General features: G+C 48.4%; 16 protein-coding genes. 11 read left to right on the top strand and 5 right to left on the bottom strand.

Going from position 1 to position 14,511, the window contains the following annotated elements; translation table 11 throughout:
* Nucleotides 1-34 precede the first annotated feature (34 nt).
* On the top strand, nt 35-2,320 hold the full coding sequence (gene parC / locus ABJO30_13205) for a DNA topoisomerase IV subunit A (protein ID MEP3233776.1): 2,286 nt from the start codon (nt 35-37) through the stop codon (nt 2,318-2,320).
* Nucleotides 2,321-2,358: 38 nt separating this feature from the next.
* Here parC and ABJO30_13200 read toward each other — a convergent pair whose 3' ends face one another.
* The 4 genes from ABJO30_13200 to hemB all read right to left on the bottom strand — a co-directional run bounded on the left by ABJO30_13200 (nt 2,359) and on the right by hemB (nt 5,753).
* Nucleotides 2,359-3,261 (bottom strand): DMT family transporter, encoded by a 903-nt coding sequence (locus tag ABJO30_13200; protein ID MEP3233775.1) that lies wholly within the window; start codon nt 3,259-3,261, stop codon nt 2,359-2,361.
* Nucleotides 3,262-3,266: 5 nt separating this feature from the next.
* Nucleotides 3,267-4,031, bottom strand: coding sequence for an arginyltransferase (locus tag ABJO30_13195; GenBank protein ID MEP3233774.1), 765 nt, complete (start codon nt 4,029-4,031; stop codon nt 3,267-3,269).
* A 107-nt stretch (nt 4,032-4,138) separates the two neighbouring features.
* Nucleotides 4,139-4,642: an RDD family protein gene (locus ABJO30_13190; GenBank protein ID MEP3233773.1), complete on the bottom strand. Its 504-nt coding sequence runs from the start codon at nt 4,640-4,642 to the stop codon at nt 4,139-4,141.
* Nucleotides 4,643-4,724: 82 nt separating this feature from the next.
* Nucleotides 4,725-5,753, bottom strand: coding sequence for a porphobilinogen synthase (gene hemB, locus ABJO30_13185; GenBank protein ID MEP3233772.1), 1,029 nt, complete (start codon nt 5,751-5,753; stop codon nt 4,725-4,727).
* Nucleotides 5,754-5,929: 176 nt separating this feature from the next.
* Between hemB and ABJO30_13180 the strand changes: the two genes are divergently transcribed.
* Together ABJO30_13180 and ABJO30_13175 are read left to right on the top strand one after the other, a co-directional pair.
* A complete protein-coding gene (locus ABJO30_13180; GenBank protein MEP3233771.1) occupies nt 5,930-6,373 on the top strand; it encodes a DUF6163 family protein in 444 nt (147 codons plus the stop codon).
* 235 nt (nt 6,374-6,608) lie between these two features.
* Nucleotides 6,609-7,112 carry a MarR family winged helix-turn-helix transcriptional regulator gene (locus ABJO30_13175; GenBank protein MEP3233770.1) on the top strand — a complete coding sequence of 168 codons (504 nt, stop codon included), beginning with the start codon at nt 6,609-6,611 and terminating at the stop codon, nt 7,110-7,112.
* A gap of 53 nt (nt 7,113-7,165) precedes the next feature.
* Here ABJO30_13175 and ABJO30_13170 read toward each other — a convergent pair whose 3' ends face one another.
* Nucleotides 7,166-7,939, bottom strand: a complete 774-nt coding sequence (locus ABJO30_13170) for a DUF1295 domain-containing protein (protein ID MEP3233769.1) — start codon at nt 7,937-7,939, stop codon at nt 7,166-7,168.
* Between the two features lie 196 nt (nt 7,940-8,135).
* Between ABJO30_13170 and ABJO30_13165 the strand changes: the two genes are divergently transcribed.
* The 8 genes from ABJO30_13165 (at nt 8,136) to nusB (ending at nt 14,504) form a co-directional block, all read left to right on the top strand.
* Nucleotides 8,136-9,392, top strand: a complete 1,257-nt coding sequence (locus ABJO30_13165) for a L,D-transpeptidase family protein (protein ID MEP3233768.1) — start codon at nt 8,136-8,138, stop codon at nt 9,390-9,392.
* A 54-nt stretch (nt 9,393-9,446) separates the two neighbouring features.
* Nucleotides 9,447-9,689 carry a serine hydroxymethyltransferase gene (locus ABJO30_13160; GenBank protein ID MEP3233767.1) on the top strand — a complete coding sequence of 81 codons (243 nt, stop codon included), beginning with the start codon at nt 9,447-9,449 and terminating at the stop codon, nt 9,687-9,689.
* Nucleotides 9,690-9,891: 202 nt separating this feature from the next.
* Nucleotides 9,892-11,205: a serine hydroxymethyltransferase gene (glyA, locus tag ABJO30_13155; GenBank protein ID MEP3233766.1), complete on the top strand. Its 1,314-nt coding sequence runs from the start codon at nt 9,892-9,894 to the stop codon at nt 11,203-11,205.
* A gap of 21 nt (nt 11,206-11,226) precedes the next feature.
* The gene (nrdR, locus tag ABJO30_13150; GenBank protein MEP3233765.1) at nt 11,227-11,703 is read left to right on the top strand and encodes a transcriptional regulator NrdR; all 477 of its coding nucleotides are present in this window, start codon (nt 11,227-11,229) and stop codon (nt 11,701-11,703) included.
* 3 nt (nt 11,704-11,706) lie between these two features.
* The gene (gene ribD / locus ABJO30_13145; GenBank protein MEP3233764.1) at nt 11,707-12,861 is read left to right on the top strand and encodes a bifunctional diaminohydroxyphosphoribosylaminopyrimidine deaminase/5-amino-6-(5-phosphoribosylamino)uracil reductase RibD; all 1,155 of its coding nucleotides are present in this window, start codon (nt 11,707-11,709) and stop codon (nt 12,859-12,861) included.
* Entirely contained in the window at nt 12,862-13,473 is a 612-nt protein-coding gene (locus tag ABJO30_13140) for a riboflavin synthase (protein MEP3233763.1), read from the top strand.
* A gap of 78 nt (nt 13,474-13,551) precedes the next feature.
* Nucleotides 13,552-14,013 (top strand): 6,7-dimethyl-8-ribityllumazine synthase, encoded by a 462-nt coding sequence (gene ribH, locus ABJO30_13135; protein MEP3233762.1) that lies wholly within the window; start codon nt 13,552-13,554, stop codon nt 14,011-14,013.
* Complete coding sequence (nusB, locus tag ABJO30_13130; protein MEP3233761.1) at nt 14,013-14,504, top strand: transcription antitermination factor NusB; 492 nt, start codon at nt 14,013-14,015, stop codon at nt 14,502-14,504. Before ribH ends, nusB begins: the two co-directional genes overlap by 1 nt.
* Nucleotides 14,505-14,511 lie beyond the last annotated feature (7 nt).

Raw genomic sequence — 14,511 nt, 5'->3', positions numbered from 1 at the left:
TGAGCGAATCAACTGTTTGTTTTAACCAGAACAGATGGGAAACACAGTTATACCGCCGGGTTCCGGTGATGAAAACGGCATTGAGCCGATCAATCTGAAATCTGCGCTTGAAGAGCGCTACCTCGCTTATGCGCTTTCGACCATTATGCATCGGGCTTTGCCAGATGTGCGTGATGGCCTGAAACCAGTGCACAGGCGCATTCTCCATGCCATGCGCGTGTTGAAGCTTGATCCAGGGCAGGGCTTTAAAAAGTCTGCTCGTGTGGTCGGTGATGTGATCGGTAAATTCCACCCGCACGGGGACCAATCGGTCTATGATGCGCTGGTGCGTTTGGCGCAAGATTTTGCGGTGCGCTATCCGTTGATCGACGGACAAGGCAATTTCGGTAACGTCGACGGCGATAATGCAGCCGCCATGCGTTACACGGAAGCCCGCATGACTGAAGTCGCACGGCTGTTGATGGAAGGAATTTCCGAAGACGCTGTTGATTTTCGTGAGACCTATGACGGTGAAGACGAAGAGCCAATCGTTCTTCCTGCTAATTTCCCCAACCTATTGGCCAATGGCTCCAGCGGCATCGCCGTTGGTATGGCAACCAACATTCCTCCGCATAATGTGGCTGAGCTCTGTGATGCATCGCTGCACCTGATCAAATTCCCGAACGCGGGCATTGAGAAGCTGGTTGATTTTGTACCGGGTCCAGATTTCCCAACTGGCGGCATCTGCGTTGAAGACCGCGCGTCGATTGTTGAAGCTTATTCCACAGGCCGTGGCGGTTTCCGCGTGCGGGCGCGTTGGGAGAAGGAAGATACGGGGCGGGGTGGCTATGTCATCGTTGTCACCGAAATTCCGTATCAGGTCCAAAAATCTCGCCTTGTTGAGAAAATTGCCGAATTGCTCATTGCGCGCCGCTTGCCATTGCTTGGTGATGTGCGGGACGAGTCGGCTGAAGACATCCGCCTTGTGTTGGAGCCAAAGAGTAGAACGGTTGATCCAGACTTGTTGATGGAATCGCTCTTCAAGCTCACTGATCTTGAAAACCGTGTTTCACTCAACATGAACGTACTGTCTCGCGGCACTGTGCCTAATGTGTTGGGCATCAAAGATGTACTGCGTGAATGGCTAGAACACCGCAAAGAAGTGCTTGTGCGCCGTTCCAACCATCGCTTGGATAAAATCAACCACCGCCTTGAAGTGCTCGATGGCTATTTGATCGCGTTTCTCAATATTGATGAAGTGATCCGCATCGTTCGTTACGAGGATGAACCAAAGGTGTCGCTGATTTCGACCTTCAGTCTCACTGAAGTGCAAGCCGAAGCCATCCTCAATATGCGGCTCCGTTCTCTCGCCAAGCTTGAAGAGATGGTCATTCGCAAAGAGCATGACGAACTAAGTGCCGAGAAAGAAGGCATAACAGCGCTGCTTGCTTCTGATGAGCTGCAATGGAAGAAGATTTCTGAAGAAATCCGCGAAGTGAGAAAGACTTTCGGACAAGACACAGAACTTGGTCGCCGCCGCACGACATTTGGTGAGGCCGCCGAGATTGATCTGGCAGAAATCCAAAATGCCATGATCGAGAAAGAGCCTGTTACCATTGTTGTGTCTGAAAAAGGCTGGATCCGCGCTATCAAAGGGCATATGGCCTCAACGGATAAGCTCCAGTTTAAAGACGGCGATAAGCTGCGCTCTGCCATTCATGCAGAGACGACCGACAAAGTGCTGGTATTTGCGACATCGGGTAAATTCTACACGCTCGGCGCAGACAAACTACCGGGCGGACGCGGACACGGCGAGCCGTTGCGCATTATGGTGGATATGGAGAACGACCAAGACATCGTCAGCGTCTTTATCCATAACCCAGAGCGCAAACTCTTGGTGACCTCCAATGTTGGCCGTGGCTTTGTGGTGCCGGAAAAAGACGTGATTGCTAATACGCGTAAAGGCAAACAGGTGCTCAATGTTAAAGGCACGGATGAAGCTTATCTCTGCGTGCCAGTCTTTGGTGATCATGTAGCCGTTATCGGTAAGAACCGTAAACTCTTGATCTTCCCACTCGACCAAATGCCTGAAATGGGCCGTGGGCAGGGTGTGCGTATCCAAAAATACAAAGATGGCGGCATCGCCGACATTCGCACCTTCCCAGCTGATGGCGCTCTATCATGGGTAGACAGCGCGGGCCGTCGTTATGATCGATCAATGGTTGAGCTGACCGAATGGATCGGCGAACGCGCCCAAGCAGGCAGAATGCCACCAATCGGCTTCCCAAAAACCAACAAGTTTGGCACAGGGCTGTTTAAGGGCGATATTTCGGACGCATAAGTGGATGTGACGGCCGTAACTAATGGAGTTATTGTCGCTTATACCCGCACAATCTTATTTCTAATGCGCCCCTTCCGGACCCGCATATAGCTGTGGAACCCCATTGCGCTGATGATAATCAGTCCGCCAATCAGTGTGTTTGTTGTGGGGCGTTCAAGGAAGATGACCCAGACTAAGATGGGCGCCAGCACCGTTTCTAATAAATAGAACATGGCGACTTCCGGTGCCGGAATGAAGCGCGGCGCGAGTGACATGAAGGCCATTGCGATGGGCGAGACAAGTATTGAGTTGATGATCAGGTATTCAGGCCGATCAAGCGTCATGCCGTAGCCTATGGCTAGCGGCAGAGAGAATGCTGCCGCAAAGAGACCTGCGAGAGCGGGGGCAAAGACGAGGTTCTTTCCGCTGCGCCTAATGAATATCACCTCACTTGCCAGCATCGTCGCGCACATAAGGGCCATCATATTGCCAAAGGTATTTGTCCCTTGGGTGGTGATGAAATCATCTATGGTGATTATAGCGATGCCTGAAAGCGCAACCAGAATTGTTATCCAAGTTAGCAGTGGGTGCCGCTCTCCCAAGACAATGGTTGAAAACACAATCGCGATTAAGGAGCTGAATGCAGTGATAAACACCAAATTGGCGGTTGTCGTGTGGTAGATTGCGACCACGAAGCCAACCGTCGCTATCGCGTGCATGATGCCGAGGATCAGCGTGTCATTGCCCTCATAAAACTTGGCGACAGTCAGGTTCATCCGCTTCAACACCATATAAACAGTGAAGAGGGTCAAAAACATAATTGGCCCGCGAATGGTGAGGGTTGTCCAGGGGTCGGTTTCAGCAAGCCGAATTAAAGGAATGTCGATGGCAAGCAGCACGCCACCAATTCCTGCTATCGCAAGCCCTTTGCGATGATCTGTAAGCACAGCCCCCTTAGACATTCCCGTTAGCTCGTGCTGCGATCGAGCTGGTGTCTTTCCCAGCCTCGGCTTGTTAGGACTTCATGTGGATCAAAGCGGACTTTGTAGTCCATTTTCCGAGAGCCTTCGACCCAATAGCCTAAATAGAGATAGGGCAGTCCATGGCGGCGGGCACGCTTAATGTGATCGAGGATCATAAAAGTGCCAAGGCTGCGATGGTCTTGGTTGGTATCAAAGAAAGAATAAACCATCGAAAGCCCATCTTCTAAAATGTCTGTAAGGGCGACCGCAATCAATTCACCTTCTCCGCGGCCTGTAAAGGCACTGTCTGGGGAGCGTCTGCGATATTCGATGAGCATCGTGTCTACGTGGCTATCTTCAACCATCATGGAATAGTCGAGGACCGACATATCGGCCATACCGCCTTCTTGATGTCGGTCATCAAGATAGGAGCGAAACAGCGAATATTGTTCTGAGGTTGGGGCCGCTGGGACTTCAAGGCCAATAAGGTCAGCGTTTTTGCGGGCGACACGCCGCATTGACTTGGTTTCGTTAAATCCGCCTGCAAGCACCCGAATAGACATACAAGAACGACATGTCTCACACGCAGGGCGATAAGCAATATTCTGCGAACGGCGGAAACCCCCTTGGGTAAGCATGTTGTTTACCTCGGCGGCATTATCTCCAATGAGGTGGGTAAACACCTTTCGTTCCATCTTGTCCTTCAAGTAAGGGCAGGGCGATGGAGCGGTCAGATAAAACTGCGGAACGTCTTTAGGGTGATGAGACACAGCGTGACACTGCCTTTCGAGAGCATTATCGCTCTTGTCCATAAGGGTATCACGCTTTTTTTCAAATTCAATGCAGGCGGTTAAATATCGTCACGAATTATTGAAACTTACTTCAAATGCTCTGGAATAGCGTCTTTGTTTACGACCACAGCGCCAGATACGAAATCATGAAGTAGGCGACGTCGGGACGTGAAAAGGCCGACGAGAACAATAAAGGGGGTGAGAATTGTTGCGAAGAAATAAAACGCCAACCCATGGAAAATGGCCATAAGCGCATAGAGCTTGCGTCCGTCCATCATGCGAACTTCTAAACCAAGGGCACTCATGCCAGGTGTTGCAGCTTTGTCGCCGCCAGTGGTGAAAGCAACATAACCAATAACAATGGCGATGGAGAGCGGGCCGATAATTGCGGGAATTGCCAGCCATAAAAGACCGAACGTTGGAATGCCAACAACGAACAAAGCAAAAGTGGTGAGACCGATGATCACTGACAGAATGATGAAATCAATCACAAAGGCCATGAGGCGACGGGACAAGACCCCCTCAAACAAAGCGCCGTTGTTGGGGTAATCGAATGCATCTTCCTTTGGCAATATTTCCTGCGTGCTCACGTAATGCTCCCTGTTGTTTTCGCGGTATGCGACATAACCAATGTGGGAGTTGATTGACTAAACTGCAAGAATTCCACTCGATTTAGCCGTCTTTGTTGAGGATTTCCGCAGCTTTTGGTGCGAAATAGGTCAACATGCCGTTTGCACCCGCCCGTTTAAAGGCAATCAGGCTTTCAAGCATAGTGCGCTCATAATCAAGCCAGCCATTTTGTACGGCCGCCATAATCATCGAATATTCACCGGACACTTGATAGCCGTAGGTTGGCACTTCGAACGTGTCTTTCACGCGGCGAATGATGTCGAGGTAAGGCATTCCAGGTTTCACCATGAACATATCCGCACCTTCTTCAATATCGTGTTGAACCTCGCGCAAAGCTTCGTCGCTGTTTGCTGGATCCATTTGATAGGTGCGTTTGTCGCCGATTAAGGTGGCTTTGGTGCCGATCGCATCGCGGAACGGGCCATAAAAGGCCGATGCATATTTTGCCGCATAAGACATAATCTGCACATCCTCATAACCATGCTCATCCAAAGCAAGACGGATTGCGCCAACGCGACCATCCATCATATCGGACGGTGAAATGATGTCGGCACCAGCGGCAGCCTGCATGATTGCTTGCTGGCATAGGATGTAAACCGTCTCGTCATTCAAGATTTTTTCGCCGCTCATCACCCCGTCATGGCCGTGGCTTGTATAAGGGTCGAGCGCTGCATCTGTCATGAGACCAACGGGAATGCCTTCTGCTTTAATTGCACGACAGGCGCGGTTGACCAGATTATTCTCGTTTAGAGCTTCACTACCCTCACTATCGCGAATGGCGGGATCAGTGTTTGGGAATAGCGCAATGACTGGAATACCAAGATTGGCCGCGCGTTCGGCTTCTTTCACCACGTGGTCAACGGTATGCCGATAGATATCAGGCATAGAGGGAATAGGGGTGCTCTCGCCCGTTCCATCGGTTATAAACAACGGCCAGATGAAATCATTGGCGCTGAGCTGGTTTTCACTAACCATACGACGCGACCAATCAGATTTGCGGTTTCGTCGCATGCGATGGTGGTTCGTGATGGCGTTTACATCAGTTTTTTGGCGGTTTGGTTGCTCAGTCATATTGATATTTTCATCTATTAAGTTGAAAAGTGTTCAAAACTCTTCTCGGTGTAATGGTTTGGTACGGTGTTTTGGCTTGACTTGTTTGTTGTGTAAACCAATACCCTTATAACCATACTGGTAGACTTACTTAAACGAAAAATATGCCGCGAGCATAGAGCAGGGAATTTAGACCAATGGTGGGTGGCACCGACCGAGCAGCATTGACGGAGCAAGAAACACGCAGCAAAGGCTCTATTGATAAAGTAATTTTTGGAGTCTTCTTGCGCGCTATAGGCCTGCTTATGTTGGGGATTGCAGTCTATTTTTGGTCGTTGGTGTTGGGCGTTCACGGTGAAGATATTTCTAAACTGTTCGATCGCAATAACTATGAGGCCTATATATTGGTGTTGCTCTCAGTGCTAACACCCACGGTTTCAGTCGGGCTTTGGCTTGGAATGAGTTGGGGCGTGATATTATGGGGAATGTTAGGCTGCGGGCTTCTCCTCAGCCATTTCTTTTATATACCGCTCAATGTTTTGAATTACTCTTTTGCAAGCGCATTGTTTGTCTTGGCCGTATTTTATTGCGTAGCACTCTTGATTAGATACCTCGTTAAAAGAAGAGAGCAGCGCTACTAAACCAGCGGCTTACTATCTTTAAGCTCAAACTACTTTAAAGCAACGCCCCAAAATACTACTTACCTCAGGTAAGAGGCGTTTATATTTTGTTTAATATAAAAATGCTTTCATCGCGTTTAAGTTATATTAACTATTTGAATTAAGCTGATTTTATTCGCTATCGCGTACATTCCTCTTCAGAAGGTGACAAAAAAAAGAACACCGAACAGGAAAAAGGCGTAAAACAATGAGCAGCATGATTGGTGCAGCAGAAGTCCAAGAAAGACAAGACGACTCAGAGGCCATCCGTCCTTATTATTTGGAGGCACTTCGCCTAGTAGAGCGTCTACACCGTCGTTTGTTGGATGTTATTAAAGACGAATTCGAGCGTAACGGTCGCTCTGATGTAAACAGTGTACAAGCTTTGTTGCTGTTTAACATTGGCGATGCTGAGCTTACAGCAGGCGAATTGCGTACTCGTGGTTATTATCTAGGTTCAAACGTTTCTTATAACCTTAAGAAGCTTGTTGAAGCGGGTTACATTTCTCATCAGCGTTCTGCGATGGACCGTCGTTCGGTTCGCGTTAGTTTGACTGAAAAAGGCACAGAAGTCGCAAACATCGTGACTGACCTTTATGAGCGTCACACAACATCGATTGAAAAAGTTGGTGGTATTGGCGCTGATGAATTTGAAAACCTCAATAAGTCGCTTTTGCGTCTTGAGCGTTTTTGGACAGACCAGATTTTGTATCGCCTCTAAGCGACACAATATTCCAATTAAGAAACCCCGCAATTTGCGGGGTTTTTTTGTGTCTATCGTTTAGGAGGTAAGGGAATAAGGGCGCTGGTGCTTTTTACATAGGCCTCATAACCTTCTTTCTCGGGCAATAAATGCTTTTCCAAAAGAGTAACGCCAGAAACGCGCAACAATAAAAATGTTAGAATCGCGGGCCCAACAAAAGCCCACCAAGCGCTGCTGACTGCAAATCCGCAAAACCCAAAACCCCACCATAAAACCATTTCACCAAAATAATTTGGATGCCGTGACCATGCCCAAAGGCCTTGGTTCATGGTTTTTCGAGCGTTTAGCGAATCAGATTTAAATTTGGAAAGTTGGTAATCTGCGACGGTTTCCAGCGTGAAACCGGTAACAAACAGACCTAAACCGAACAAAAACAGCGATAAAATGATTGGTTGGCTTGAATTTTCTGTGATTAAAAAGGCCGCGTGTTGTGGGCTGGCGATAATCCACATCAGCACAGCTTGCAGCAGGAATACTTTGTAGAGGCTCGACCACAAAAACGAAGTTCCATTGTTACTTCGCATCAATGCATAACGCCGATCTTCAGCTTCAGATTTGTGATGTCGCAAGCCCATGTGAAGGCCAAGACGAAACGCCCAGACTGTTGTTATGATTGCGATAATCCAATTCCATGCTGTCATGTTTGGGTGGAGGGCAACATATAAAAAGGCAATAACAGCAAACCCCGGACCCCAATAGATATCCACCACTCCGGCATCTTTCGTTTTGACCTGAATCAGCCAAAAGCAAAAAAATGCGAAGCCAGTAATTAGGAATGTTAGCATTGGTGTTGTCATCGCAGGTGCTTACTCAGATGTAAGTGATTGAAAAACAGGGCCATATTTTTAAATATTACAGGGCTGTTTTGATGGTTAAGTAATTGTTTCAATCATTGTGATATGATATTGGCAAGCCTATCACAAAATGGTCTTTTTTGTGGTGCTGATAAATGTGGGTTGAACTTATTCTAGGAGCGTTCCTTTGAGCGACAAACTTTCACGTAGAGGCTTTCTTGCCGGTAGTGCAGCAGCTGTTTCTTCAATGGCAGCTGGCGTAAATGGCGTAGCAGCTGAAACAGATCCGATTTCGACTTTCTTGCAGAGTGAAAACTTAGCAGAATGGAGTGACGGGTTTGATGCTTTATCGCCTGCGAAAAAGGTTAGAAATTTTCAGCCAACATTGTCGCCAACCTCAGTTGTTGATATCGAGACTTCGCTTCGTGAATATTCAGCTATCGTGAACAACGGTGGATGGAATACAGTTCCTGCAGCAAAGAAGCTTAGACTTGGTGCGCGTGATGAAAGCATTCGTGCGCTTCGCCGCCGTTTAGCAATTTCAAAAGACCTTGATGGTGGTCTCGTTAATTCCACCGTGTTTGATTCATACGTCGAAGCGGCGGTTAAAAACTTTCAGGCTCGTCACGGCATGGCTGTTGATGGGGTGATTGGTCAAATTACATTGGCAGCGCTTAATGTGCCTGCTGAGGTGCGTTTCCGTCAGCTTGAAACAAACCTTGTGCGCCTGCGTTCGCTTTCCGGCTATCTTGGCAATCGCTATGTGATGGTCAATGTACCAGCAGCTGTCATTGAGACAGTAAGTGATGGCCGTATCCATTCACGCCACACAGCTGTTGTTGGCAAGATCGACAGACAAACTCCAATTTTGAACAGCAAAATTCATCAGGTAAATTTCAATCCATATTGGACAGTGCCAGAAAGTATCATCCGCAAGGATTTGATACCGGTAATGCAGAAAGAGCCTGATTACCTAACAAAGCACTCAATTCGTATTTTTGCGCCAAACGGTTCTGAAATTCCACCAGCGCAAGTTAACTGGAAAACGGAAGAGGCGGTCAATTATCGTTTCCGCCAGGATCCAGGTGAAAAGAATTCATTGGGTCAAATGCGGATTAATTTTAGCAATCCACATGCTGTTTATCTCCATGATACACCGAATAAAAACCTGTTTGGTAAAGAGGTGCGTTTCCATTCTTCAGGCTGTGTTCGCGTTCAAAATGTGCGTGAGTTTGTTCAATGGCTCCTTAAAGATACCAATGGTTGGGCACGTTCAAACATCGATCAGACGATCAAAGGTGGTGAGCGAATTGATGCCAACATGAAGAAGGCAGTGCCGCTTTATCTAACTTATGTCACGGCTTGGGGCTCACCAGATGGTGTGGTTCATTTCCGTGATGATGTTTATAACCGTGATGGGCTAGGCCCAATCGCCCTGCGCTAAGGCTATCCACACAACGCTTTAAGCGTGTAGGGGAATTAAATTGAGGGGTGCGTGATGAGTGAAGCAACATTCTATCTCGAGTTCCTTTCCATTGGTGGACAGGTCAAAGTTATGGCCATTGACCCCGAAACTGGCATTGAAGTTTCAATCATCGCGCCAGAATCAGCTTCTCAAGCAGAAATGACCAATGTGGCGGTTGAAAAACTCAAACGCCGCATTGCCAAAGAAGCTGAGCAGGAAGCTGGAAAAGCCGCCAAGCGACCCAATCGTGATACTGGGCGAGGCATTTTGGTATAAACGCCAATACGCCCTTGAGTTTTCCACAGACTCCGTTACATAAAGCGTCCTTGATGTTAGGGCGTTGAATAGTCGTGTTTGCGACAATTCCTTTTTAATTTGTATCTATGGTCCAGCATCACTTTGAATTCCAAACAACCCTAGTTTGGACGTGGGGGAGTAAACCAACCCAGAAGCATTCGATTGCTTTAAGGAGAATAAATTGTCCGCTGATAAAAATGACTACAGCACACCTTATGCCGCTGATTTCTTTTCAAAAAGAGTTGCTGACACTGACCCAGTTGTCGCTGCAGCTATTGCAAAAGAACATGGGCGCCAGTCCCAAGAAATTGAGCTAATTGCTTCAGAAAACATCGCTTCACGCGCGGTTTTGGATGCACAAGGCTCCGTTATGACGAACAAATATGCGGAAGGCTATTCTGGTCGCCGCTATTATGGTGGTTGTCACTACGTTGATTTGGTTGAAGACGCAGCGATTGATCGCGCGAAAGAGCTGTTCAACTGTGGTTTTGCTAATGTCCAACCAAACTCAGGCAGTCAAGCAAACCAAGCGGTTGCTCTTGCTCTTCTAAAACCGGGTGACACCATTTTAGGCATGAGCCTAGATGCTGGCGGACACTTGACCCACGGTGCAAAACCAAACCTGTCAGGTAAATGGTTCAACCCAGTGCAATATGGCGTGAAGGAAAGCGACGGCCAGATTGATTACGATCAAGTGCGCGCTTTAGCCCATGAGCATAAGCCAAAAATGATTATTGCGGGTGGTTCTGCTTATAGCCCAATCATCGATTTTGCTAAATTTCGCGAAATTGCTGATGAAGTTGAAGCATATTTGCATGTTGATATGGCACACTTTGCTGGCCTCGTTGCTGGTGGTGCTCATCCAAGCCCGTTCCCACATGCGCATGTGGCGACAACCACCACCCACAAAACCCTTCGCGGTCCACGTGGCGGTATGGTTGTTACCAATGATGAGGCGATTGCCAAGAAGATCAATTCAGCCGTGTTCCCAGGTCTTCAAGGTGGCCCATTGATGCATGTTATTGCTGGTAAGGCTGTTGCATTTGGTGAGGCGCTTACGCCAGAATATAAGACTTACATTGCGCAAGTCGTTGAAAATGCAAAAGCATTAGCAAATAATTTGATCAAGAACGGTTTTGACATCGTTTCAGGCGGAACCGACACGCATTTGATGCTGGTTGATCTGCGTCCGAAGGGATTAACTGGTAACGTTACAGAAAAAGCACTTGGTCGTGCTTTCATTACCTGTAACAAAAACGGTGTTCCGTTTGATCCTGAAAAACCAATGGTAACCTCTGGTATCCGTCTTGGTACGCCCGCTGCAACCACGCGTGGTTTTGGTGTTGCTGAATTCCAACAAGTGGGTGATTTGATCACTGAAGTGCTTGATGGATTGAAAGCGAACGGCGAAGAGGGTAATGCTAGTGTTGAAACGGCTGTCCGCGAAAAAGTGATAGCTTTAACTTCACGTTTCCCGATTTACGGCGAACTCTAGCGATAAAGTGAATTCTGACCCATGCGATGTCCTTTTTGTCTAAGCGATAACACGCAGGTAAAGGATTCACGTCCGAGTGAAGACAATACAGCGATCCGCCGCAGACGCATTTGTGCTGATTGTGGCGGGCGCTTTACGACTTTTGAGCGCGTTCAATTGCGCGAATTGACGGTTGCCAAGAAGTCTGGCCGCAAAGTTCCTTTTGACCGCGATAAACTTACCCGCTCTGTTCAAGTGGCGCTGAGAAAGCGCAATGTTGATCCTGACCGTATTGACCGGCTTGTAAGTGGTATCGTTCGCCAGCTTGAAAGTTCTGGTGAGGCGGAAATCGAATCAGATCAGGTCGGGCAGCTCATTATGCAGCGGCTTAAAGAGCTTGATGATGTGGCTTATGTCCGTTTTGCTTCAGTCTACCGCAATTTCCGCGAGGCGAAGGATTTCGTGGCTGTTTTGGGTGAATTGTCTCCTGAAGATGACAATTTGCCGGAAGATGAGTAACCGATGTCTGCCGACCAGCACAATGTTCAATCTGACAATACTGCCAGTGATCTGGATCGACGTTTTTTAAACGCCGCGATTGAGCTGGGCTACAATTACATTGGACGAACGGCTCCTAACCCATCTGTGGGTGCCATCATTGTGCGTTATGATAGTGACGGCCCCAAAGTTGTAGGACGCGGTGTAACAGGGGACGGCGGACGACCTCATGGTGAAGTTGCAGCCCTAAATGAAGCTGGAGAACTTGCACAAGGTGCAACGTGTTATGTGAGCTTGGAACCATGTGCTCACCACGGAAAGACACCGCCTTGTGTTGAAGCGCTTTTGCATGCAGGCGTTGCTCGCGTTGTGATCGCAATGGAAGATCCTGACCCGCGCGTTAAAGGCCGAGGTACTGCTTTTTTGCGCGAGAACGAGATTGCTGTTTTCGAAAATGTTGAAAGCCTCAAAGCGCTTAGAGCGAACCTTGGACACATTAAACGTGTGCAGCTAGGGCGTCCTGCAGTTACCTTGAAGCTTGCTGTTTCAAAAGACGGTAAGATTGGTCGCAAGGGCGAAGGTTTTATACGTATAACCAATGACTTATCCCGAAGAGCCGTTCATGCCATGCGCGCGCGCTCTGATACGGTGTTGGTTGGTATTGGGACGGTCCTTGCTGATAATCCAGATTTAACATGCCGTTTGCCAGGATTGGAAAGTTGGTCAAAGCCACGTCTGATCCTCGATACCAAAGCGCAAACGCCGCTTGATGCGAAGCTGTTTGATAAAATCGACGATGTGCCTGTCCATATTGTTGTCGGCGCCGAAGCCGATGAGAGTAAAGTTATCGCCCTTGAAGAGCGCGGTGCTGGTCTTATTCGCATGGAAAACATTGGCAAAGAGCTCGTTCTTGAAAGCCTATTGATGCGTCTTGCGGAAGAGGGGATGACGAACCTCTTTGTTGAAGGTGGCCAGCAGGTAGCCAGTGCGTTTTTGGATGCTGGTTTTGTGGATCGTGTCCATCTGTTCCATGGGCAAGAAAACATTGGCGACACCGAAAGTATTCACCCCCTGACTGAAAATCGCGATATTTTGCAAGTTTTGCCCGCAGCAGGTTTTGAAATTGTCGAAACAGCCAACTACGACGGCGACCTTCTGGAAACATGGGAGCGATCCTAAATGTTTACAGGCATCGTCACAGACCAAGGCGAGATAATTGCCGCGGAAGATCGTCCAAGTGGTCGCTATTTCAAGGTCGCTACTGCCTATGACGCGCAAGGCATTGATATTGGCGCCTCTATTTCCTGCAATGGTTGCTGTCTAACGGTTACCGAACTGTCCGCCAAAGGTGAGGCGAGTTGGTTCGCAGTTGAAGCATGGGTCGAAGCTTTAGAGCTTACCAACGCGGCTAATTGGCAAACTGGTACAGTCATCAACCTAGAGCGCTCGCTTAAGCATGGTGATGAGTATGGTGGTCATATGGTGAGCGGCCATGTGGATGGACTAGCTCAGATCGTCAACGTTGAAAAAGAGGGCGAGGCAACGCGCTTCACGCTCAAAGCACCTGATAATCTCGCTAAATTCATCGTGCCTAAAGGGTCGGTGACACTGGATGGAACGTCTTTAACGGTGAATGGAGTGGAGGGCGCTACATTTGACGTCTTGATAATCCGCCACACACTGGAAGTGACCACATGGGGCAAATTGGCCAAAGGCGACGGGGTAAATCTCGAAGTTGACCAGATCGCGCGTTATGTTGTTAGCCTTATGGAACGGCAACAGTCGCTTTAGAGCACATTATGCTGGACAAGCGCCCCTAGCTGTGGTGCAAGCACGTTCAACCAAGTCGTATTAAGTAGGTATTGCAAAATGGCAGCAAGTGCTCCCAAGCTTCTCATTATTGAAGCGCCTTATTATGAAGATATTTCTGCAGCTCTTCGCGAAGGCGCAGAGGCCGCTCTTAAAGCTGCGGGCGCGAGTTTTGATGTAATCGCTGTTCCAGGTGTTTTGGAAATTCCAGCGGCTGTTGCCATCACACTTGAGGCGATTGAAACAGGCCGCGCTGATTATGATGGTTTTGTGCTGCTTGGATGTGTCATCCGTGGCGAAACCACTCATTATGATATTGTCGCCAATGAATCTGCGCGAGCCATTATGGACCTCAGCGTGTCATCACCGATTGGCATTGGCAACGGCATCCAAACAGTCGAGAATGAAGACCAAGCATGGGCGCGTGCGAAGATGTCTGATAAGGACAAAGGCGGCGGGGCTGCGAAGGCGGCTCTCGCGATGATTGAGCTTTCAGACAAGATGCTAGGACAATCCGCATAATGGCTGGCCATACAAAAGATAAATCAGCTGATAAACCTGCCAATAAACGCGGGGCGGCAAGACTTGCTGCTGTTCAAGCGCTTTACCAAATGGAACTCAGCGGCGCGACCTTGCCGGAAATCGTTGCAGAATACGAAGAGACCAGACTGGGTGGCGATATTGACGGCGACCAATATTTGGAAGCAGACAGCGCCTATTTTCGTGGTCTAATCGCGGGTGTTGTTGGAGATCAAAAAATCATCGATCCAGAAATCAATGATGCACTGACACCTGACTGGCCTTTGAGCCGGATCGACATCACGCTTCGCTCTGTGCTTCGCTGTGGTACGTTTGAACTGCAAAAACGCAAAGACGTACCCGCCCGTGTGATCATCAATGAATACGTCAATGTGGCAAAGGCCTTTTTTGAGATTGATGAACCACGTATGGTCAACGGTGTGCTTGATCGTTTGGCGCGCAAGTACCGCGAAGACGAGGTTGATCGTAAGTAAGGGTCTA

Source organism: Hyphomicrobiales bacterium, assembly GCA_039973685.1.
Lineage (GTDB): Bacteria > Pseudomonadota > Alphaproteobacteria > Rhizobiales > JACESI01 > JACESI01.
This window is presented reverse-complemented; position numbering and strand designations above follow the sequence as displayed.